Below are 20,232 nucleotides of genomic sequence, written 5' to 3'. Positions count from 1 at the left end.
CGTCCGCCCGTTCGGTCTCGGGCGGACGCCCTTGCGGGCTGCTGTGGCCGCTCTACGCGGCCAAGGCCCTCACGAACGCCTCGGCCAGTTCGGCGGGGCGGGTGAAGCACCCCTCGTGGCTGCCCGGCGCCTCTATGACCAGCGGGTTCTTCAGGCGCTGGGGGAAGCGGCCGGCCCATGCCCATTCGCCGGGAAGGGAGAGGTCCTCGGTGGAGAGGATGTAGGCGGTGGGGAGGTCGAGTGCGGTGAATGCCGTCGTGTCCGGCTTCTCGGTGAAGGTGCCCAGGGGTTGCGGCACGAGCAGGGAGTGCACCATCCGCTGGGTCTCCTCGCCGGCGTCCTGCATGAACGCCTGCTGCCAGACCTCCAGGGGCAGCGTGACCGTGTCGTTGCCGGAGGCGGCCGCCAGGGCGTGGAACATCTCGCCGTAGTGCGGCGGGCACGCGTCGATCAGCGACTCGCCGTCCTGCGGCACGAACGCGCTCCAGAAGACCAGCCGCCGTATACGGGCGGCGAGCCTGGGTGCGGCGCCGGTCAGGACGTATCCGCCCCAGCTGTGACCGACCAGGGTGATGTCGTTCAGCCCGGCCCGTTCGACGTACTCCACGAGGCTGTTCACACAGTCGGTCAGGGTCACGCCGCGCGGGTCGTCGTCGGCGCCCAGCCCCGCCAGGGTCGGGGTGTGCACCTGGTGCCCGGCCGCCCTCAGTTCGTTCGCGACGGGGCGCCAGGCCCAGCCGCCGTGCCAGGCGCCGGTCACCAGGACGAAGGTCTCGCTCATGTCGATCTCCTTTGATCGCGTCACAACCACCGTGGAATCACGGGGAGTTCACCTGTGACATGAAGTTCTTCGCTGCCGTCCCGGCCGGTGAGCCAGGCGGCGAGGGCGTACGGCGGTCCCGAGAGCGTGACGCCGCAGGACGGGGTGCCGAGCGCGACGGTCCCGAAGCCGTCGGCGGTGAGTTCGGCGCCCACTCCTGCACCGACGCGGGCCGACATCCAGCTCGCCACGTCCTGCACGAGGGCCCAGGCGAAGTCGGGCGGGAGCGCCTCCATGCCGATTCCCACGTCGAGGTCGACGAGGTGGATCCAGACCTCGCGGGCCCGAAGCCAGGGCACCTGCGACGCCGGGATCTCGCGGCCCTGGCCGCTGACGACGACGGCCGACCACGCGTCGTCGGACAGCGCCTCGGCGGCCTTGCGGAAGCGCGCCGCGGACTCCCGTACGTCCGCGCGCTGTTCGGCCATCGCCCGACCGGCACCGGCCTCGATGTCGGCGCCGCGCTGCTCGGGCGAGGCGTACATCGGCGTGCGGACTCCGGTGCGGGCCCAGGTCAGCAGGTTGACCAGGGCGTCGGCGTTGCGGGCGAGATGGGTGAGGAGATGGCCGCGGGTCCAGCCGGGGAGCGAGGACGGTTCGGCGACCGCGGCCAACGGCAGTGCTTCGACCGCCTGTTCAAGTCGCCGCTGCCCCTCCCCGACCCATTCGAGGACCCTCACGGCGTGTCCTCGACGACGGTGTTCACGCACTCCCCGACGCCCTCTATGACGGTCTGCACGACCTGGCCGGGCTTCAGGAACACCTTCGGATCACGGGCCGCGCCGACCCCGCCGGGCGTGCCGGTGAGGACGAGGTCGCCCGGCTCCAGCGTCGTGAACGTGCTCAGGTACGCGGCGATGTCGCCCGGCGTGAAGAGCAGGTCGGAGGTCCGCGAGCGCTGCATGACCTCGCCGTCCACCTCGCAGCGGATCTCCAGGTCGGCCGCGTCGTCGATCTCGTCCCCGGTCACCAGCCAGGGCCCGGCCGGGGTGCTGGCCTCCCAGGCCTTGCCCTGAAGCCACTGCGGGGTGCGCCACTGCCAGTCCCGCATGGAGATGTCGTTGACGACGGTGTAGCCGGCGATCGCGGCCGCCGCCTCCTCCTTGGTGGCCCGGCGGCGCAGTCGCGTGCCGACGACGAAGCCGAGTTCGGCCTCCCAGTCCAGCTGCTCCGTCTCGCCCGGGCGGACGATGTCGTCGCGGGCACCGAGCAGGACGTTGGCGAACTTGCCGAAGAGGGCGGGGTACGACGGCATCTCCCGGCCCATCTCGGCGATGTGGGTGCGGTAGTTGTGACCCACGCAGAAGATCTTGGCGGGGGTGGTGACGACCGGGGCGAGGTCGAGGGCGGCCACGTCGTGCGCCGGACCGTCGGCGGCGGCAGCGGCCGTTCGCCAGTCGGGGCGGCGCAGCAGGGCGGCGACGTCGGGAGCACCGGTCTCCACGGCCTGCTCGCCGTCGAGGCGGACGGCCGCCGTGCCCTGGGCGGTGCGGATGGTGGCGAGCTTCATGCGGGGGTGCTCCCGGTGGTTTCGGTGCGGTGGAGGTTCAGCGCCTCGTAGAGCGGCGCGTCGTTGAAGGTGAACAGGTCGAGCCGGGTGTCGGCGGCGATGGTCAGTGCGCACCAGGAGGGGACGGCGATCAGGTCGCCCTCGGACACCTCGGTCACCTGGCCGTCGAGGGTGACGGTGCCGCTGCCGCGGAAGACCTGCCAGACGGAGGAGCCGACCGTGCGGCGGGGCGCGGTGGCCGTGGCGGGGCGCAGGCGGTGCATCTCGGTGCGCAGGCTGGCGAGGGCGTCGCGGCCGGTCGCGGGGTTGGCGAAGCGGATGCCGGCGTGGCCGGGCTCGATGACACCCGGGTGGCCCTCGTCCTCCAGCTCCAGCTGGGCGGTGAGCGCGTCGTCGGTGGCGGCCCAACGGTAGGCCATGAGTGGGGAGTTGGGGGTGGACGGGGCCGCGATGGGGCGCAGTCCCGGGTGGCCCCACAGCCGTTCGTTGCGCGACCGGGAGGGCGTGGACCGGTCCGAGACCCCGTCCTCGCCGAACTCGAAGAACCCGGCGTCGAGGCGGTGCACGAGCGGGATGTCGAGGCCGTCCAGCCAGACCATCGGGGCGTCGCCGACGTGATGGTGGCCGTGCCAGTGCATGGACGGGGTGAGCAGCAGGTCGCCGGGCCGCATCTCGACGGCGTCGCCGTTGACGACCGTCCACACGCCCTCGCCCTCCAGGATGAACCGGAACGCGCCCTGCGAGTGACGGTGCGCGGGGGCGACCTCGCGCGGTCCGAGGTACTGGATCGCCGCCCACAGATTGGGAGTTGCGTACGGCCGTCCGGGCAGGCCCGGGTTGGCGAGCGCGATCGCGCGCCGTTCGCCGCCGCGTCCGACCGGCACCAGGTCGCCGGCCCGGCGGGCGAGCGGCAGCAGGGTGTCCCACTGCCAGACGTGCGGGACGGCCTCGGGCTGCGGGGTGAGCGGCATCAGGTTGCCGATCTCGGTCCACAGCGGGATGAGCCCGCCGGCCGCGAACCCGTCGTAGAGCCCCCGCAGTTCGGGGTCGGTCTCGTCCGGGGCTATGACCGGCACGGTGGTTTCACTGGTCATGAGGGGTTCCTTCGGCGTCCAGGCGGCGCGCGATGTCGGCGCGCAGAGCCTTCTTGTCGATCTTTCCGACCTTGGTGGCGATGAGCTCGGGGACGGTGACCAGCCGGTCCGGGAACTTGAAGCCCGCGACTCCCGCGCGTTCCATGACGCGGTGGACGTCGTCGAGGGTCACCGTGTGCCCCGCCTCCTCCACGACGTAGAGGCAGACCCGCTCGCCGAGTTGAGCGTCCGGCATCGCCACCGCCGCGGCGCGGGCCACACCGGGGGTCTGGTAGGCGAAGTTCTCGATCTCCTCCGCGGAGATGTTCTCCCCGCCCCGGATGATCATGTCCTTGTCGCGCCCCTCGACCACGAGGTTGCCGTCGGGCAGCAGCCGCACGATGTCGCCGGTGCGGTACCAGCCGTCGGCGGTGAAGGCGCGGGCGTTCTGCTCCGGGGCGCGGTAGTAGCCGCGCGGGGTGTACGGGCCGCGGGTGAGCAGCACGCCCGGGGTTCCCTCGGGGACGGGGTTGCCGAGTTCGTCGACGACGAGGAGTTCGTCGTCCTCGCACATGGGGCGCCCTTGCGTCGTGCAGATGATGTCTTCCGGGTCGTCCAGGCGGGTGTAGTTGAGCAGGCCTTCGGCCATGCCGAACACCTGCTGCAGGGTGCAGCCGAGTTCGGGGCGGATACGGCGGGCGACGTGGTCGGCGAGCCGGGAGCCGCCGACCTGCAGGACCCGCAGGGAGCTCAGGTCGCTGCCGGGGTGTTCCTGATGGTGGTCCAGCCAGCGCTGGGCAATGGCCGGGACCAGCGCGGTCGCGGTGACACGCTCGCGCTCTACGAGCGGGAACGCCTTCTGCGGATTGGGCGAGCCGAGGACCACGCGGCCGCCGTTCAGCAGCGTGCCGAGCAGGCCTGGGCAGGCGAGGGGGAAGTTGTGGCCCAGCGGGAGGGCGGCGAAGTAGACGGTGTCGGGGCCGAATGCGCAAACCTCCGCGCTGCGTCGGGCGTTGTAGACGTAGTCGTCGTGCGTCCGGGCGATGAGCTTGGGCAGCCCGGTGGTGCCGCCGGAGAGCAGGAACACCGCGATCGAGCGGCTGTCGGGCCGGTGGGCGTCCACGGCGGCCCGGTCCCCGGCCGTGGCTGGTGCGGCGCACAGCTCCCGCAGATCCACGGCGTCGTCGCCGACCTTGTCGCCGAGGACGAGGACGTGCCGGAGCGTCGGCGAGTCGGCGGCGAGCTCGAACGCCATCGCCTGATGGTCGTGGCCCTTGAGGAGGTCGGGGACGGCGACGGCGACCGCCTCGCTGTGCTCGACCAGGTGGCCGACCTCGTGTCTGCGGTGGCCGGGCAGCGCCATCACCGGGATGACCCCGAGGCGCAGACAGGCGTAGGTGAGGATCACGAACTCGGCGGTGTTGGGGAGTTGCACCACGAGCCGGTCGTCCGGGCGGAGCCCGAGCGCGGCCAGCCGCAGTGCCACGGCGTCCGCCCGCTCGGCGAGTTGACGGTACGTCAGCCGCCGGTCGCCGTCGACGAGTGCGACGGAGTCGGGAGTGGCGTCGGCGACGGCGTGCAGCCGGTCGCCGATCGCGTGGCCCTCCCAGTAGCCCTTGTCGGCGTAGCGCCGGGCGTACTCCTCGGGCCAGGGCACAGCACCTTTGCTGCTCGGCCTGGGCATGGTCGTTCTCCTTAGCGGTCCTGTGCGGGTGGAATGGTGGGGACGATCACGGCGTCCAGGGCGATCAGTCCGTCGGCGGTGAGACGCAGCGGGTTGATCTCGATCTCGGCGGTGCCGGGGCTCGCGGCGAGGGCGGCGGCCGCTGCGGACACGACCCGCCCGAACTCGGCGCGGTCGAGCTGCGGCCCGCCGCGCCAGCCGTCGAGCAGGGCGCGGGCGGCCAGGTCGTCGGGCATGGAGGCGGCCTCGGCTGCGGAGAGCGGGGCGAGCCGGATCGCCACGTCGGCGAGTGCCTCGGCGGCCGTGCCGCCCAGCCCGGCGAGGACGACCGGCCCGAACACGGGGTCGCGGCGCACGCCGAGCACGAGGTCGACGCCGGGCGGGGCCATGGCCTCGACCAGGTAGCGGCGGTCGGCTCCGATGGCGTCCAGCGCCGCGTCGAGCTCTTCATGGGTGCGTACGCCCAGATGCACTCCGCCGATCTCCGTCTTGTGCAGGATCGCGGCGTCGAGCACCTTGACGGCGACGGGCCCGCCGAGCAGGTGCAGGGCGTAGTGGGCCTCGGCGCGGCTGCCGCAGGCGACGCGTTCGGGGGCGCGGATGCCCAGTTCCGCGAGGTACGTCTTGGCGGCGTCCTCGTCCAGCGGCCCGGACGGCACGGAGACGGCCGACTCCTGCGCGGCCTCGTCGGCGGGCACGGCCCGCTGCCGGGCATGTGTCACCAGGGCTCGTACGGCGTTTGCGGCGGATGCCGGGCCGGTCAGCGCCGGGATCCCGGCCTTGTGCAGCCGGGCCCGCTGTTCGGCGACGTCCTCGGGCAGGCCGCCGACGATCACCACGGCCGGGGAGTCCGCACCGAGACCGGCATCCTGCACGGCCGAGGCCAGGTCGACGCTGTCCGGCTCGGTGAGGGCGTAGACGGCCAGCAGGTCCACCTGCGGATCCATGGCCGTGGCGACGAGGACACGGGCGAAGGTCTCGGCGGGCCGGCCGGTGTCGACTGGGTTGCGCTGGTAGGTGAGCGGGGGCAGCAGTTCGCGCAGGGTGGTTTGGGTGGTCGCGGCCAGCTCCGGCATCCGGATGCCGTCCGCGCCCGCACGGTCGGCGATCAGCAGCCCGGGTCCGGCCTGGGCGGTCACGAGGCCGAGTCCCGGGTCCGGCTGGGGACGCAGCTGGATGCGGGAGAGCGCGGTGAGCGCGTCCACCATCTCCCGTTCGTCGTCCACGACCACGGCCCCGGCCTGCCGCAGTGCGGCCCGCGTCGTGCGCCAGGAGGTGGCCAGCGCTCCGGTGTGCGACCGGGCGAAGTCCCCGACGTCCGTGCGACCGACGACCAGGGCCACGACCGGCTTGACGGCGGAGACCAGCCGTACGGCCTCCACCAGCCGCGGCCCGTCCGGAACCGTCTCCAGATGCAGTGCCACGGCCGTCGTACGAGCGTCGCCCGCGAGGTGCTCCAGGACGTCCGCGGCGGTGATGTCGAGGCCCGCCCCGAGGCCGACGCCGAGGCTGATCCCGTTGCCGGCGGCGATCAGGTCGAACGCAAGGGCGTGGTTGACGCCGCCGCTGGCCGCGACCACCGCGATGTCCCCGGCCGGAAGCTGCCCGGCCGCGGGCACGAAGCTGGCCGTCAGGCCCAGGTGAGGGGCAAAGAAACCGGAGGTGTTCGGTCCCAGCAGCCGCACCCCGGTCTCCCGGGCGACGCGGCCCAGTGCCTCCGCGTGCGCCTCGCCCTCCTCACCGGCCTCGCCGAAGCCGCCGGCGCAGACCAGCGCGGCTCGGCAGTCGGCGGCGGCCGCTTCCGCCAGCGCGTCCGCGCAGCCGGCCGCGGGCACGCACAGGACGGCCAGGTCGAGCCGTCCGTCGGTCTGTGCGGCGGCATCGGCGACGGAGGCGTGCACGCCCTCGCCGGGCTCCGGACGCCGGGCGTTGACCAGGGCACGGGCGCCAGGGAAGGAGGCCAGCGAGCGGGCCATGGCGGCGCCCAGCTTTCCGCTCTGCCGCGAGGCGCCGATCACCACCACGCCCTCGGGGGCGAACAGCGGGGTCAGGTTCGTGCTCATGCCTGCTCCCGCCCCACCAGGTCGGCGCGGCCGGACAGCAGCAGCGTCTCGGCCCGGTCGTCGTCCATCCCGTCCTCCACGATCAGCGCGGGCACGCCGTGCACCAGCCGAGCCCGTTCGGCGAGCAGGGACCGGGTGAGCGGGGTTCCGCCCTGTACGGCGACCAGTTCCGAGGGTGTGTCACCAACCAGGGTGTCGGCCAACTTGTCGTAGATCTGCGGCAGTTGAGCCTCGCTGTCGGGTGCGGTGAGCCACAGGCTCGACTCGGTGCGCAGTGCCGCGAGGTCGGATCCGGTCAGGCGTCGACCGGTGAACTCCCGCTCCCCCAGCCGCAGCGGCGTGTCCAGGGGCGTGTGGCCGTCGTGTGCGGCCCGCCAGTCACGTACGACCTGGTCGACGAAGCCGGGATCGCGGCGCGCGATGCGTTCCTTGCCGATGCTGCGGGAGATGAAGTGGAAGGCGAACTGTGTCGGTTCGAACGCGTCGTGGTAGCGGCCGAAGTGCTCCCACCAGGACAGGCTCGGCCGGGCGGAGTTCTGGATCTTCTCCACCGCCGGGCGCCGGGCCGCCTCGTACGCCTCCAGGGCGCCCGTCAGGTCGTCGCGGTGGGCGAGGAGGCTGTCGGCGAGGGCGATGGAGTCCTCCATGGCCATCTTGGTGCCGGAGCCGACGGAGAAGTGCGCGGTGTGTGCGGCGTCGCCGAGCAGGACGATGTTGCCGCTGTGCCAGCGGCGGGTGCGCCGGGTGCGGAAGTTGCCCCAGCGGGAGTTGTTGACCAGCAGTTCGCGGCCGTCGATCTGTTCGGCGAAGAGCTTCTCCAGATACGCCTTGCTCTTCTCGTCGCTCGGGCCTGGCGGCTGCGCGGTGTCGAACTCGTCGAGGCCCGCCCTGCGCCAGGACGCCTCGTCGGTCTCGACGATGAAGGTGCTGACGCCGTCGCTGATCGGGTAGCCGTGGACGGCGAAGGTGCCGTGCGGGCCGTGCTCGTGCACGAAGGTCAGGCCGTCGAAGAGGTAGTCCGTGCCGAACCAGATGAACTTCGCGGTCGCGACCTCCACCTCCGGCACGAGCACGTCGGCGAGCCGGTCGCGGAACCGGGAGTTCGCCCCGTCGGCGGCCACGATCAGGTCGTAGCCGGTTAGTTCCGCCGGATCCGCGGGGACCTCGTGGCTGAAGCGGAGCTCGACCCCGAGCTCCTCGGCCCGCCGGTGGAGCAGCTGGAGCAGGGTCTGGCGGGTGATGGCCGCCATGCCGTTGCCGCCGCAGCGGATCCGCTGCCCCTTCAGCCGTACCTCGATGTCGTCCCAGTGCCGGCCGTACTCGGCGAGAGCCGTGCGCAGAACGGGGTCCGCCGCGTGGATCGCGGCCAGCGTCGCGTCCGAGAACACCACGCCGAAGCCGAAGGTGTCCTCCGCCCGGTTGCGCTCGAAGACCGTCACCTCGACCGACGGATCGGCCTGCTTGATCAGCGCAGCGAAGAACAGCCCGCCGGGGCCGCCTCCCACACAAGCGATCCGAGAAACCATGGCTCCTGCCTCCACGTCGAGTACAGGCCCAGACTCAGGCCCGAAAGCATCCTGTGTCAATGGATACACGGGCGTCAATAATTTGTTGCGCTTTCTCGTCGCCATCTGCTCCCTAGAATCTCTGCACCTCAGGGGTTTACTCGGCCTGATCGGTCATCCTCGCGACGGCCGTCCGTGTGACATAGTCGGTTCCGTGAAGCCTCGATCGATCGTCTTCGACCTGTTCGGCGACTACATCCGCTACCGCGGTGGCGCCGCCCGGCTGCGCACCCTCAGCACACTGATGGGCTGCTTCGGTGTCGGGGAGAGCACGGTGCGGGTGGTTCTGGCGCGCCTGCGCAAGGAGGGCTGGTTCGACGTCCGGCGCGCGGGCCGGGAGACGCTCTACGCCCTCAACAAGCGCAGCCTCCAGCTCCTCGACGAGGGCCGCTCACGGATCTTCGACCGGGCGCCGTCCGACTGGGACCGGCACTGGTACATGGTGATCTACTCGGTCCCCGAGTCCGAGCGGGCCGTACGCGACCACATCCGCAAGGAGCTGGCCTGGCTGGGCTTCGGCCCGCTGGCGCCGTCCACCTACGTCTCCCCGCACGACCGGCTGCAGCAGGTCCGGGAGAGGTTCGCGGACGAGCCGGCCGTCCGTCTGGACACGCTGCGCTGCCAGTCCGGCGGGCTGCCCGTCGACCGTGAGATGGCGGCGCGCAGCTGGGACCTCGCCGCGCTCAACGAGGACTACCGGGAGCTGCTGCGGACGTATCGCGTCCGGATGCCGTCCTACCGGGCCGGCGCGCTGAGCCCCGAGGAGGCGCTGGTGGAGCGCATGCGGCTGACGTACGACTACCGCCAGTTCCCCTTCCGCGATCCGGATCTGCCGACCGAACTGCTCCCGGCGGGCTGGGTGGGTCACGAGGCGCACGAGATGTTCCTGGAGGCCCACGAGATCCTCGGCCCGTCGGCCGAGGGCTACTACGACGAGGTGGCCGGCCCGCGTCCCGTCGCATAGAGGGCAGGCGCCACTTCCGCAAGCCCCTAGGCCAGGTGCCCCAGCTCGTGCGAGGCCGCGGCCACCGTGCTGTGGAGTTCGCGGGTCACCTCGGCCAGGTGGTCCGGCGTGCCGAGGCTCTCGGGCAGGACGACGGAGACGGCGAGCGGCAGCGGGTCGTTCGCCGCGAATACGGGTGCGGCGACGGAGATGATGCCCGGGATGACGCCGCTGTGCGTCACGGCATGCCCCTCCTTGCGGACCTGGGTGCGGGTGGCCGCCAGGCGCTCGCTCGTCCAGTCGCTCTCCTTGCCGCGCAGCTCTCCGCCCAGCACCTCGCCGGTGAGGCTCTCGGGCAGGTGGGCGAGGAAGACCTGGCCGACCGATGAGGTGAGCAGCGGAAGCGTGGCTCCGACGCGCACGGTCAGGGGCAGCGGGCGGGTGCCGTACGCCCAGCTCACCACGATCGGGCCGCGGTCGCCCCACACCGCGAGGTTCACGGAATGGCCCGTGCGGTCGCGCAGCTGCATCGCGTGGCCGCTCGCCACCGCCACCTCGTTGGTGCGGCGCAGCGCCTCGGCGCCCAGGCGACGCATCGCGGCCCCGAAGTCGTAGAGCCCGGACGCGGGATCCTGCGAGGTCAGTCCGATGCGGCCGAGGCTGACGAGGTAGCGGTGGACCTTGCTGGGCTGCATGCCGCTGGCCTGGGCGATCGCCGACAGACTCAGCGCTCCGCCGCCGCTCTCCAGCGCCAGCAGGACCCGCATCGCGGTCTCGACGGACTGGATGCCCTGACGCTCCCCGTTCTCCCTGGGGTCGGTCGTGGTCACAGCGCAGCCCTCTCCCTGCAGGTGGATGAACGCGTTCAGCCTATCGGCGCGGCGCGTGCGGCCTGCGTTCGCCAAACAGATCTTGTATTCACTATTGCAGAACGCATTACGTTCTGGTGAACTGCGAGAGCGGTGGCGGTCACCTCCCCCCAGGCGGCCCGCCGCAACCGGCGGCCCTTTCGCAGCCGCCCGAGCCGCTCGTCCTTCGGCGCACACACCCGCGCATCGCATCCGCCCCGGCCACTCACGCCGAGCCGGGCGCCGCCGTACCCCGCCTGCGTGCAAGACCTCGGCAGCACAACGAGGTCGGCGTACCAGATCACCCGAGGAGAACTCCGCAATGAAGCTGATCGGCCTCGAAGAACACTTCGTGACCCCCGACCTGGTGGGCCATGGCGCGTCGACCGCGTCCATCGCCCAGCCCCGGGCGTGGGCCGAGGCCTCCCGACGGCTCCTCGACCTCACCGAGGAGCGCCTCGACGACATGGACGCCGCCGGCCTGGACATGCAGGTCCTCTCGCTCAACTCCCCCGGTATCCAGGCGGAGAAGGACCCGGCGGCCGCCGCATACCAGGCGGCGACGGTCAACGACTTCCTCGCCGGCGTCATCGCCGAGCACCCCGACCGCTTCTCCGGCTTCGGCGCCCTGCCCCTGCAGGACCCGAAGGCCGCGGCCGACGAACTGGAACGGGCGGTGACCGAACTCGGCCTGCGCGGCGCCCTCGTCAACGCCCACACGCACGGCAGGTACCTGGACGACCCCGCCCTGCGCGTCGTCTGGGAGCGTGCCGCACACCTCGACGTACCGCTCTATCTGCACCCGGCCAACGGTGTCGACACCGCGCATGTGCTGTCCGGGCACCCCGAGCTCGTCGGACCGATGTGGAGCTGGGGCATCGACACCGCCACCCATGTCCTGCGCCTGATCTTCGGCGGCGTCTTCGACGACTTCCCGAACGCCAAGCTGCTGCTCGGCCACATGGGAGAGGGCCTGCCCTTCGTGATGTGGCGCATGGACTCGCGCTGGGACTTCCACGCACACCACGGCATCGAGCTCGAGCGCGGGCGCCCCTCGGAGTACATCCGGCACAACCTCTACATCACCACCAGCGGCGTCTGCTCCCCCGCCCCGCTGCTCACGGCCCTGCTCTCGATGGGCGCCGACCACATCCTCTTCGGCACCGACTACCCCTTCGAGGACATCGAGACGGCCACGAAATTCCTGCGCACCGCCCCGATCAGCGACGCCGACCGGCTCAAGATCGGCCACCAGAACGCCGAGAAGCTGCTCGGTCTCGCCACCGCGCCCGCGTACGCGGGCGTCTGAGCGGAAGGGAACGCACGTGTACGACGTCGCCGTCATCGGGTACGGGCCCGTGGGCATGGTCACCGCGGCGCTGCTCGGGCAGGCAGGCCATGACGTGGTCGTGCTGGAGCGCTACCCCACCCTCTACAACCTTCCGCGCGCCGCGATCTTCGACGACGAGACGATGCGGACCTTCGACCGCATCGGCATCTCCCGGCAGCTGCTGCCCACGGTGCACGTCCAGCGCACCTACGAGTGGCGCAACGGCGCGGGCGAACTCCTCATCGAGCACGACTTCGCCGCCGTCGGCGGCCAGGGGTGGGCCGAGTGGTACATGATGTACCAGCCCTACCTGGAGGACGCCCTCGACGGAGTGGTCCGCGGTCTCGGCAACGTCGAGATCCGCATGGACTCCCGGGTCACCGGACTCGAGAACACGCATCACGGCGTGGACATCCGGGTCGAGGGGGACGACTCGGTCGTCTCGGCCCGGTACGTCGTGGCCTGCGACGGCGGCAACAGCTTCACCCGCACCTGGCTCGGCATCGGGCAGGAGGACTACGGCTTCTCCGAGCCGTGGATGGTCTGCGACTTCCACCTGACCGGTACCGCGGACATTCCCAAGGCCCGACAGGTGTGCGACCCGAAGCAGCCGGTGTCGATCATCTCGTTGGGGCCCCGGCACCACCGGTTCAGTTTCATGCTCGACTCGGCGGAGTCCTTCCCCCTCGAGCGGGAGCCCGACCGGGTGTGGGCACGGGTCGCCGCCCATGTCGACCGCGATCAGGCCGAGTTGATCCGCGTCGCCACCTACACGTTCCGCTCGCTCGTCGCGGACCGCTGGCGCAGCGACCGGGTCCTGCTCGCCGGGGACGCGGCCCACCAGATGCCGCCGTTCCTCGGGCAGGGCATGTGCTCGGGCATCCGCGACGCGCAGAACCTCGCCTTCAAGCTCGACGCCGTGCTGCTCGGCGCCGACGACGCGCTCCTCGACACGTACCAGAGCGAACGCGAGCCGCATGTGCGAGCCATCATCGCCAAGGGCATCGAACTCGGGCGCGTGCAGACGCTGCGCGACCCGGTGGCCGCCGCCGAGCGCGACGCCCGCCTGATCGCCCAGCGCGAGGCGGACGGACGCCCGGAGAAGATGCGCTTCCCGGGCCTCGGCCCTGGACTGCGCGACGAGTCCCCGCAGGCGGGGCATCTGATGCCGCAGGGCCGGGTGGAGTCGCACGGCACCGAGGGACTCTTCGACGAAGTTCTCGGCCGCGGTTTCGTCCTCCTCGTCGACGCCCGTGCCGGCGCCTCGCTCGACGCCTCGGCCACGGAGTTCGCCGCCGGGCTCGGCGTCGCCGTCCACCACCTCACCGACCGCCGCCTCACCACGGCGGGAATCACCGACGTCGGCGGCGTCTACGGACGCTGGTTCGACGAGACCGGCTGCGCAGCCGTGCTGTGGCGGCCCGACTTCTACATCCTCGGCACCACGGGCTCCATATCGGACGTCCCGTCACTTCTCACCACACTTGCCACGGCAGTCGAGCCGGTACAGGCTCCTGCCACCGTCGGAGAAGGGATCCGGCCATGACCGCACCCACCGCCATACGCCCGAACGCCGTCCGCAGAGTGCCCGCGAGCACGTTCATGCTGCTCGCCGCCTGGGTCGTCGCGTCCCTCGAGGGCTACGACCTCGCCGTGTACGGCGTCTCCGTCCCCGCCGTCCTGGGCGACCCCTCCCTCGGCATCGACAAGGCCGAGGCCGGCACCATCGGCTCGCTCGTCGGCATCGGGATGCTGATCGGCGCGGCCCTCGCCGGAGCCCTCGTACACCGCACCGGCCCGCGTCGGCTCCTGCTCGCCGGCACCGCCGTGTTCTCGGTCGGCATGGCGGTCTGCGCGGCCGCGAGCGGCGTCCCGTCCTTCGGCGCCGGACGCCTTGTCGTCGGCCTGGGCCTGGGTGTCGTCCTTCCGACGATCAACGCTTTCGTCGCCGACCTCAGCCGGCCGAGCCGACGCAGCCGCAATGTCGCCCTGATCATGAGCGGCTACGCGGCCGGCGCCCTGCTCTCCCCGCTGCTCGGCACCGCCCTGCTGCCCGACGTCTCGTACCGCTGGCTGTACGTGATCGGTGTACTGCCCGTGTTCCTGGCCGTACCGCTCGTGCTGCGGCTCCCTGAGAGCCCCTTCCACCTCAGCCGTTCGGGCCGGGCGGCCGAGGCGAGGGCCATCGAGGAGCAGCTCGGCCTCGCCCCGTCGGACGCCACGCCGGCATCGGACCCGGGCCGTCTGCTCGGCCTCGGCTCGCTGCTGACCGGCGGCCTCGCCGTCTCGACCGTCCTCTTCTGGGCCATGTCCTTCTGCGGACTGCTGCTCGTCTTCGGCATCAGCACCTGGCTGCCCAGCATCATGCAGGCCGCCGGCTTCTCCCTCGGGTCGGCGCTGCTGCAGACGGCGGCCATGTGGCTGGGGGTCGGCGCCGGTGCCATCGTCGGCGGACGTGTCGCGGACGCGCTCGGCGCCAAGCGCGTCGTGGTCGTCGCGTTCCTCGTCGGCACCCTGAGCCTGCTCGCGATGAGCACCCGCCCGCCGACGCCCGTGATGTTCGTGCTCATGTTCATCAGCGGATTCGGGTTCATCGGTTCGCAGATCCTCGGCAACGCGTTCATCGTGACCAGGTATCCGGACGCCGTGCGCGGCAACGGACTCGCCTGGGCGCTGTCGATCGGCCGCTTCGGCGCGATCGTCGGCCCGTCCCTGGGTGCGTTCGTCCTCAGCTCGGGCGCCGGCATCGAGTGGGCGTTCTACGCCTTCGCCGTCCCCGCCCTGGCCGGGGCGGTCGCGGCGGGCGCCGTACCGCGCCCCCGGGCGGTGACGGCGTGATCGCAGCGGACTTCGCGTCGCCGGTCGTCCACGAGTCCTGGGGCCAGCGCGTCGTCTTCGGCTCGGGCACCGCACGGCAGGACGTGGCGGACGCGGTCGCGGGGCTCGGCGCCGGCCGCGTCCTGGTGATCGCGGCCGACCGGGAGCGGGCGCTGGCCGAGGACATCTGCACGGACGTGCCCGTCGTGGCGTACTTCGGCGGTGTCCGGCCGCATGTGCCGGCCGACGCGGCACGGGCCGTGCGGGCCGCGGCCCGCGAGCACACGGCCGACCTGCTGCTGAGCGTCGGCGGAGGGTCGACGACGGGGACCGCCAAGGCGGCGGCGCTCACCACCGGGCTGCCGATCCTCGCCGTCCCCACGACATACGCAGGCTCCGAGGCGACGCCCGTCTGGGGCCTGACCGAGGACGGCCACAAGCGCACCGGCGTCGACCCGAAGGTGCTCCCCCGGGTCGTCGTGTACGACGCCACGCTGATGCTGTCGCTGCCGGTCCGCCTGTCGGTGACGTCGGGGCTCAACGCCCTCGCCCACTGCGTCGACGCGTGGTGGGCGCCCCGGCGCAATCCCATCAGCTCCGCGCTGGCCGTCGAGGGCGCCCGCTCGCTGGCCACCTCGCTGCCGCGCATCGTCGCGGACGGCCAGGACGTCGCCGCCCGCCGCGACATGCTCTTCGGCACCTACCTCGGGGCGGTCGCCTTCGCCGGGGCCGGCTCCGGGCTGCACCACAAGGTGTGCCATGTCCTCGGCGGAGCGTACGACCTCGAACACGCCGCCCTGCACTCGGTGGTGCTGCCGCACGTGGTCGGCCTCAACCTGCCCGCGGCGCCCGAGGCGGCACGCCATCTCGCAGCGGCACTCGACGTACGGACCGATCCCTTCGGCGCGTTGCTCACCCTGTACGCAAGCCTCGAACCCCCGGGTTCGCTGGCCGAGTTGGGACTCGCCGAGGAGGAACTCGACCGGGCTGCGGGCCTGGTCATGGCCGCCCAGGTTTCGGACTCCAACCCGCGCCAGGTGACCCGCGGCGAGATGCGCGAGCTCCTGGGGCGCGCATGCCGCGGGGACACCCCGGTACCGGTTCCCCTCACCGCCCTCCGCACGGAAGAGCACTCCGATGCCTGAACAGGAGCTGACCGACAAGGTCGTCGCAAGCTTCGACACCGCGAAGGACGAAAGGTTCCGCGAACTCATGCAGGCTCTCGTACGGCACGCCCACGCATTCGTCCGCGAGACCGGGCTCACCGACGAGGAGTGGGGCGCGGCGATCGAGTTCCTGACCGCGGCAGGTCACATCACGACGGACACGCGCCAGGAGTTCGTCCTCCTCTCGGATGTTCTCGGCATCTCCATGCTCACCGTCGCGGTGAACGAACCGGGCCTCGGCGAGTCGACGCAGTCCACGGTCCTCGGCCCCTTCTTCGTCCAGGACTCGCCCCGGATCGAACTCGGCGGGGACATCGCAGGCGGCGCGACCGGAGAGCCGTCGTGGGTCACCGGACGGGTCACGGACACCCACGGCAACCCGGTCGCGGGTGCTCGTGTCGAAGTCTGGGAGGCCGACGACGACGGGATGTACGACGTCCAGTACGACGACGGCGCCCTCGCCGGCCGCGCGCACCTGTTCACCGATGGCGAGGGCGGCTGCCGGTTCTGGGGGCTCACGCCCACGCCGTACCCGATCCCCGACGACGGCCCCGTCGGGCGGCTCCTGCACCACGCCGGCCGCTCCCCGATGCGGGCACCGCACCTTCACTTCAAGGTGACGGCGCCCGGCTTCCGCCCGCTCGTCACGCACATCTTCGTCGCGGGCGACCCCTGGCTGGACAGCGATTCGGTGTTCGGCGTGAAGGAGTCCCTCATCCGCCCCTTCGACCGTCACCGGGCAGGAACGCCGACGCCGGACGGCCGCCCGCTGGAAGGCCCGTGGACCTCGACGACATTCGACATCGTCCTCGGGAAGGAGTAGGACCTGGCGGCCCAGCGGTGAACGCCTGTGGGAAGTTGCCGAGTTGTTCGCCGGTGGGGCCGATCTCCTCGGCGAAGAGTCCGGCGTGATTGGCGTACGTGAGCATCTTGTCGAAGGCGCAGCGGCCCAGGTCGACGCGCCCGGCGCGAGCCAACGCGTCCACGTACAGGAAGCTGCAGAGGGAGCAGGTGGACGAGGCTGTCGGAGCCAGCTCCGCATCCATTGCGTGGGCGAGCTCGTCGGTGCCCCCGTTCAGTCGCCGCCCGGTGCCCGGTCCTCCCGGGCGCAGCAAGCCTCTCCCGTCGTGGAAGCCGAGGCGGTCTCCAGCCGGCAGAAGCAGGACGCCTCGATCGGTACGTCCGCCGTCGCCGTCGCGATCTTCAGCTGCTGGGCCACGATCTGCGCCTCGCCATGCCTGCCTAGCCGCACGAGGCACTCGTGGAAGCCGTGCAGGGCCCAGACGTTGGCGGGGTGCTGCTGCGCGCGCGGCAGGGTGCCGTCGAGGCCCAGGTCGGCGCGGTAGACGGCCTCGGCCTGCGCGACCAGGCCCTGTTCGAGCAGGAGTGCTCCGTAGGCGTGCCGGGTGGGCTGCATCCAGCCCCACGGCTCGTCGTACGGAAGGCCGTCGTCCAGCTCGATCGACCGGCGCAGTGCCGCGAACGCGGCGTCGTGGTTCCCCTTGCGGTAGTCCAGCTCTCCGTCCAGCATCGCCGCAGCGATCGCCAGGATGTCCGCGCAGGTGTTGTTGAACAGCATGCGGGTCTCCGGGACCCGGGCGACCGCCTCGTGGAAGAGTCGGCGCTCGGCCTCGGCCTCGTCGATCCGGCCCGTGGCGGAGAACGCGACACCGCGCGCGTAGTGCAGCATCGCCGTGCTCACGCAGTACAGCTGCGCGTCGGCGGGCAACGGAAGGGCGAGGATGTCGTCCCAGCGGCCGAAGCGGATGAGCACGTGCACCCGCATCGCGAGGAAGCCCTCCAGCCAGTCCGCCATGGGCGGGCTCTGCACCCGCAACAGCTCCTCGGGCACGGCCGCCTCGAGCCGGTGCACCGTGTCGATCGCGTCCCGGAAGCGGCCGAGGAACATCGCGCCGTAGATCTTGAAGTGGAGGTTGTGGCACCGGTACAGGGTGTAGAAGTTCATCGCCCCGGCCCTGGCGTGGAACTTCTCGTCGGCTTCGATCGCGGTGGTGTTGTCGGAGACGACACGGCGGTAGTCGCCGCAGAGCACTTCCAGATGTGACGGCATGTGCTGCAGATGTCCGGCGTCCGGCATCAGACCGCGCAGCCGGTCACCGGCCGGCAGGGCGACCTCGGGAGTCGGGGACATCTCCATCAGGTGGATGTACATGTGCAGCAGGCCCGGGTGGAGCCTGCCCGCCTCCGTGGCAAGGGCCTGCTCGAGCACCGTCCTGGCCTCGTTCGTGCGCGAGCCCGGAGCCGGTTTGCCGGTGCGGATGTCCCACAGCTGCCAGGGAGTGAGGTTCATCAGGGCGTCGGCGTACAGGGTGGCCACGTCGAGGTCGTCGGGGGCCAGCCGGTGGACGGCCCGCATGCTGTCGGCGAAGGCGGTGTTCCACACGGAGCACTCCTCGACGGCGGCGGCCCGCTCCTGCGGATAGCGGGCACGCAGGGCGTCGACGAGCGCCTGCTCGACCGGTGTGGAACCGGCCGCCTTGGCGTGCGCGCGCTCCACCGCGGCGTGGGTGCGCTCCACGGTCCGGGCCAGATCCTGTTCGTCGAAGAACTCCCAGGGCTTGTTGTAGTTGGGGCCGAGCGCATAGGCCACACCCCAGTCGGCCATGGCGCAGTCGGGATCCGCCGCGGCGGCGGCCTCGAAACAGCGCACAGCCTCTTCGTGGTTGAAGGCGAAGGTCCAGTTCAGTCCACGGTCGAACCACACCTGCGCCTCGGAGGACGAAGTCGTCACGCGCCGCCCGTGGCTGCCGAGGTCGTAGTAGTTCACCACTCACGAATTACCGCACACCGGCCATATCACACAAGTCCCACCCTGCATCTGACAGGTACAAGGCAAAGGAATTGCATGGTCTAGACCAAAAAGCCGTCTGGTCTAGTCCAAAGCATGGACGCGGTCACGGTCCAGCAGGAAGCTGGGGCACTCCCCCACCCCCATCGGAGGCACACCGTGAGACGTCTTCGTGCATGTCTGGGCGCAGCCGCCGCCGTCGGACTCACCGCCGCAGGAACCACAGCCCTGGTCGCGGGCAACGCCTCGGGCGCGACCGCCGCGCTCAGCAACCGCTGGTACGCGGCGGCCCCCTATCTGATGCCCCTCGACAACGACCCGCCGGACCCGGGCGCCATCATGGACGCCACCGGCCTCAAGGCCTTCCAGCTCGCCTTCGTCCTCGCCCCCAACGGCGGTGGCTGCTCCCCCACTTGGGGCGGCACCGCCCCCGTCTCCTCGGACACCGCCGTCCAGTCCCTCATCAACACGATCCGCGGCAAGGGCGGCGACGTGTCCGTATCCATCGGCGGGTACGGCGGCACGAAGCTCGGTCAGGTGTGCTCGGACGCGGCGGCGACGGCGGCCGCGTACCAGCAGGTCATCACCAAGTACGGCCTCCACGCGATCGACTTCGACCTGGAGGAGCCGGAGTACGAGAACACCGCGGCGATCAAGAACGAGATCGGCGCCGCGAAGATCCTGCAGCAGAACAACCCCGGCCTGTACGTCTCCGTCACCACGGCCGGTACGGCCGACGGCACCGGCTGGTTCGGCAAGCAGATGCTGCTGGAGGCGAAGTCGCAGGGCTTCACCCCCAACAACTTCTCCATCATGCCCTTCGACGGCGGCTTCAACGGCGCGGCTTCGCAGACGAGCGCGCTCACCAACTTCAACTCCATCCTCCAGTCGACGTTCGGCTGGGACCAGGCGACGGCCTACGCGCACGAGGGCTTCTCCGGGATGAACGGGCGCAGCGACACCGGCGAGATGTTCACCCAGGCCGACTTCCAGACCGTGCTGGACTACGCCACCAGCCACAACATGGACCGCTTCACGTTCTGGTCCCTCAACCGCGACCGCCAGTGCACCCCGCCCGACAACGGCGGCCGTACGTCCGGCACTTGCTCCAGCGTGGCGCAGAACTCCTGGGACTTCGCGAAGTACTCGGTGAAGTTCGCGGGCGCCACTCCGCCGTCGTCGACTCCCACCCCCACCCCGACGCCCACGCCGACACCGACCGCCTGCAAGACCGCCTGGAGTTCGAGCGCCGTCTACACCGCCGGTGACGAGGTCTCGTACAACAAGCACAACTGGAAGGCCAAGTGGTGGACCCAGAACGAGACGCCGGCCGCCTCCGACTGGGGTCCCTGGCAGGACGAGGGGGTCTGCTGACTCCGGCTCGTCCCTGCCGAGAGCGCGTGTGGCCGGATCCCTTCCCTCGGTCGGCCCGGCCTCCGCGCACTGGGTATCCCTGCGCATAGGTCGAAGCGGACTGCGTTGGGGGGCCGGCACTGTGACGCGCCGATGGTGGACTTCGAGCCCCTTTCCGTCACGACGATCACAGCGATGGCACACCGTGGCGTCCCTGCATGCCCAGGGACGCCACGGCCCCCGTTTTCGCG

General features: G+C 71.4%; 16 protein-coding genes and 1 pseudogene. 7 read left to right on the top strand and 10 right to left on the bottom strand.

What is annotated here, in order from left to right:
* Nucleotides 1–52: 52 nt before the first annotated feature.
* From ACFY10_RS51475 to ACFY10_RS51445, 7 genes are read right to left on the bottom strand one after another with little or no spacing between them, the layout of a single operon-like run.
* Nucleotides 53–781: an alpha/beta fold hydrolase gene (locus ACFY10_RS51475; protein ID WP_390672347.1), complete on the bottom strand. Its 729-nt coding sequence runs from the start codon at nt 779–781 to the stop codon at nt 53–55.
* Between the two features lie 20 nt (nt 782–801).
* Nucleotides 802–1,500: a maleylpyruvate isomerase family mycothiol-dependent enzyme gene (locus ACFY10_RS51470; protein WP_390672346.1), complete on the bottom strand. Its 699-nt coding sequence runs from the start codon at nt 1,498–1,500 to the stop codon at nt 802–804.
* Nucleotides 1,497–2,330 (bottom strand): fumarylacetoacetate hydrolase family protein, encoded by an 834-nt coding sequence (locus tag ACFY10_RS51465; RefSeq protein WP_390672345.1) that lies wholly within the window; start codon nt 2,328–2,330, stop codon nt 1,497–1,499. Before ACFY10_RS51465 ends, ACFY10_RS51470 begins: the two co-directional genes overlap by 4 nt.
* On the bottom strand, nt 2,327–3,424 hold the full coding sequence (locus tag ACFY10_RS51460; protein ID WP_390672344.1) for a cupin domain-containing protein: 1,098 nt from the start codon (nt 3,422–3,424) through the stop codon (nt 2,327–2,329). Before ACFY10_RS51460 ends, ACFY10_RS51465 begins: the two co-directional genes overlap by 4 nt.
* Complete coding sequence (locus tag ACFY10_RS51455) at nt 3,414–5,087, bottom strand: (2,3-dihydroxybenzoyl)adenylate synthase (RefSeq protein WP_390672343.1); 1,674 nt, start codon at nt 5,085–5,087, stop codon at nt 3,414–3,416. The genes ACFY10_RS51460 and ACFY10_RS51455 overlap by 11 nt, the downstream gene beginning before the upstream one ends.
* 11 nt (nt 5,088–5,098) lie before the next feature.
* On the bottom strand, nt 5,099–7,150 hold the full coding sequence (locus ACFY10_RS51450) for an acetate--CoA ligase family protein (RefSeq protein WP_390672342.1): 2,052 nt from the start codon (nt 7,148–7,150) through the stop codon (nt 5,099–5,101).
* Nucleotides 7,147–8,676, bottom strand: a complete 1,530-nt coding sequence (locus tag ACFY10_RS51445) for an FAD-dependent monooxygenase (RefSeq protein ID WP_390672341.1) — start codon at nt 8,674–8,676, stop codon at nt 7,147–7,149. Before ACFY10_RS51445 ends, ACFY10_RS51450 begins: the two co-directional genes overlap by 4 nt.
* A 193-nt stretch (nt 8,677–8,869) precedes the next feature.
* Here ACFY10_RS51445 and ACFY10_RS51440 point away from each other — a divergent pair, with 193 nt between their 5' ends.
* Entirely contained in the window at nt 8,870–9,679 is an 810-nt protein-coding gene (locus ACFY10_RS51440) for a PaaX family transcriptional regulator C-terminal domain-containing protein (protein WP_390672340.1), read from the top strand.
* Nucleotides 9,680–9,705: 26 nt separating this feature from the next.
* Here ACFY10_RS51440 and ACFY10_RS51435 read toward each other — a convergent pair whose 3' ends face one another.
* Nucleotides 9,706–10,488, bottom strand: coding sequence for an IclR family transcriptional regulator (locus ACFY10_RS51435; protein ID WP_390672339.1), 783 nt, complete (start codon nt 10,486–10,488; stop codon nt 9,706–9,708).
* 340 nt (nt 10,489–10,828) lie between these two features.
* Between ACFY10_RS51435 and ACFY10_RS51430 the strand changes: the two genes are divergently transcribed.
* Genes ACFY10_RS51430 through ACFY10_RS51410 form a run of 5 tightly spaced genes read left to right on the top strand, consistent with a single transcriptional unit; the run spans nt 10,829 to nt 16,642 of the window.
* Nucleotides 10,829–11,815, top strand: coding sequence for an amidohydrolase family protein (locus ACFY10_RS51430; RefSeq protein ID WP_390672338.1), 987 nt, complete (start codon nt 10,829–10,831; stop codon nt 11,813–11,815).
* A 16-nt stretch (nt 11,816–11,831) separates the two neighbouring features.
* Nucleotides 11,832–13,382, top strand: coding sequence for a bifunctional 3-(3-hydroxy-phenyl)propionate/3-hydroxycinnamic acid hydroxylase (locus ACFY10_RS51425; RefSeq protein WP_390672337.1), 1,551 nt, complete (start codon nt 11,832–11,834; stop codon nt 13,380–13,382).
* Entirely contained in the window at nt 13,379–14,674 is a 1,296-nt protein-coding gene (locus ACFY10_RS51420; RefSeq protein ID WP_390672336.1) for an MFS transporter, read from the top strand. The genes ACFY10_RS51425 and ACFY10_RS51420 overlap by 4 nt, the downstream gene beginning before the upstream one ends.
* Complete coding sequence (locus ACFY10_RS51415; protein WP_390672335.1) at nt 14,671–15,798, top strand: maleylacetate reductase; 1,128 nt, start codon at nt 14,671–14,673, stop codon at nt 15,796–15,798. Before ACFY10_RS51420 ends, ACFY10_RS51415 begins: the two co-directional genes overlap by 4 nt.
* Nucleotides 15,791–16,642 (top strand): dioxygenase, encoded by an 852-nt coding sequence (locus tag ACFY10_RS51410; RefSeq protein WP_390672334.1) that lies wholly within the window; start codon nt 15,791–15,793, stop codon nt 16,640–16,642. Before ACFY10_RS51415 ends, ACFY10_RS51410 begins: the two co-directional genes overlap by 8 nt.
* Here ACFY10_RS51410 and ACFY10_RS51405 read toward each other — a convergent pair.
* Both ACFY10_RS51405 and ACFY10_RS51400 read right to left on the bottom strand, forming a co-directional pair.
* Nucleotides 16,533–16,832: pseudogene (locus tag ACFY10_RS51405) on the bottom strand (hypothetical protein); the annotation flags it as partial. The gene ACFY10_RS51410 and the pseudogene ACFY10_RS51405 sit on opposite strands and share 110 nt — an antisense overlap.
* Before the next feature lie 62 nt (nt 16,833–16,894).
* A complete protein-coding gene (locus ACFY10_RS51400; protein WP_390672333.1) occupies nt 16,895–18,607 on the bottom strand; it encodes a hypothetical protein in 1,713 nt (570 codons plus the stop codon).
* Between the two features lie 180 nt (nt 18,608–18,787).
* On the opposite strand from ACFY10_RS51400, the gene ACFY10_RS51395 reads away from it, so the two are divergent.
* Nucleotides 18,788–20,002, top strand: a complete 1,215-nt coding sequence (locus ACFY10_RS51395; RefSeq protein WP_390672332.1) for a carbohydrate-binding protein — start codon at nt 18,788–18,790, stop codon at nt 20,000–20,002.
* The last annotated feature ends 230 nt before the right edge of the window (nt 20,003–20,232 follow it).

Source organism: Streptomyces sp. NPDC001401 (assembly GCF_042895385.1).
GTDB lineage: Bacteria > Actinomycetota > Actinomycetes > Streptomycetales > Streptomycetaceae > Streptomyces.
This window is presented reverse-complemented; position numbering and strand designations above follow the sequence as displayed.

Bases quoted from the DNA above. Each gene is read 5' to 3' on its own strand.
- ACFY10_RS51475 (WP_390672347.1), bottom strand. From the start codon at position 781: ATGAGCGAGACCTTCGTCCTGGTGACCGGCGCCTGGCACGGCGGCTGG.
- ACFY10_RS51465 (WP_390672345.1), bottom strand. From the start codon at position 2,330: ATGAAGCTCGCCACCATCCGCACCGCCCAGGGCACGGCGGCCGTCCGC.
- ACFY10_RS51460 (WP_390672344.1), bottom strand. From the start codon at position 3,424: ATGACCAGTGAAACCACCGTGCCGGTCATAGCCCCGGACGAGACCGAC.
- ACFY10_RS51455 (WP_390672343.1), bottom strand. From the start codon at position 5,087: ATGCCCAGGCCGAGCAGCAAAGGTGCTGTGCCCTGGCCCGAGGAGTAC.
- ACFY10_RS51450 (WP_390672342.1), bottom strand. From the start codon at position 7,150: ATGAGCACGAACCTGACCCCGCTGTTCGCCCCCGAGGGCGTGGTGGTG.
- ACFY10_RS51445 (WP_390672341.1), bottom strand. From the start codon at position 8,676: ATGGTTTCTCGGATCGCTTGTGTGGGAGGCGGCCCCGGCGGGCTGTTC.
- ACFY10_RS51430 (WP_390672338.1), top strand. From the start codon at position 10,829: ATGAAGCTGATCGGCCTCGAAGAACACTTCGTGACCCCCGACCTGGTG.
- ACFY10_RS51420 (WP_390672336.1), top strand. From the start codon at position 13,379: ATGACCGCACCCACCGCCATACGCCCGAACGCCGTCCGCAGAGTGCCC.
- ACFY10_RS51410 (WP_390672334.1), top strand. From the start codon at position 15,791: ATGCCTGAACAGGAGCTGACCGACAAGGTCGTCGCAAGCTTCGACACC.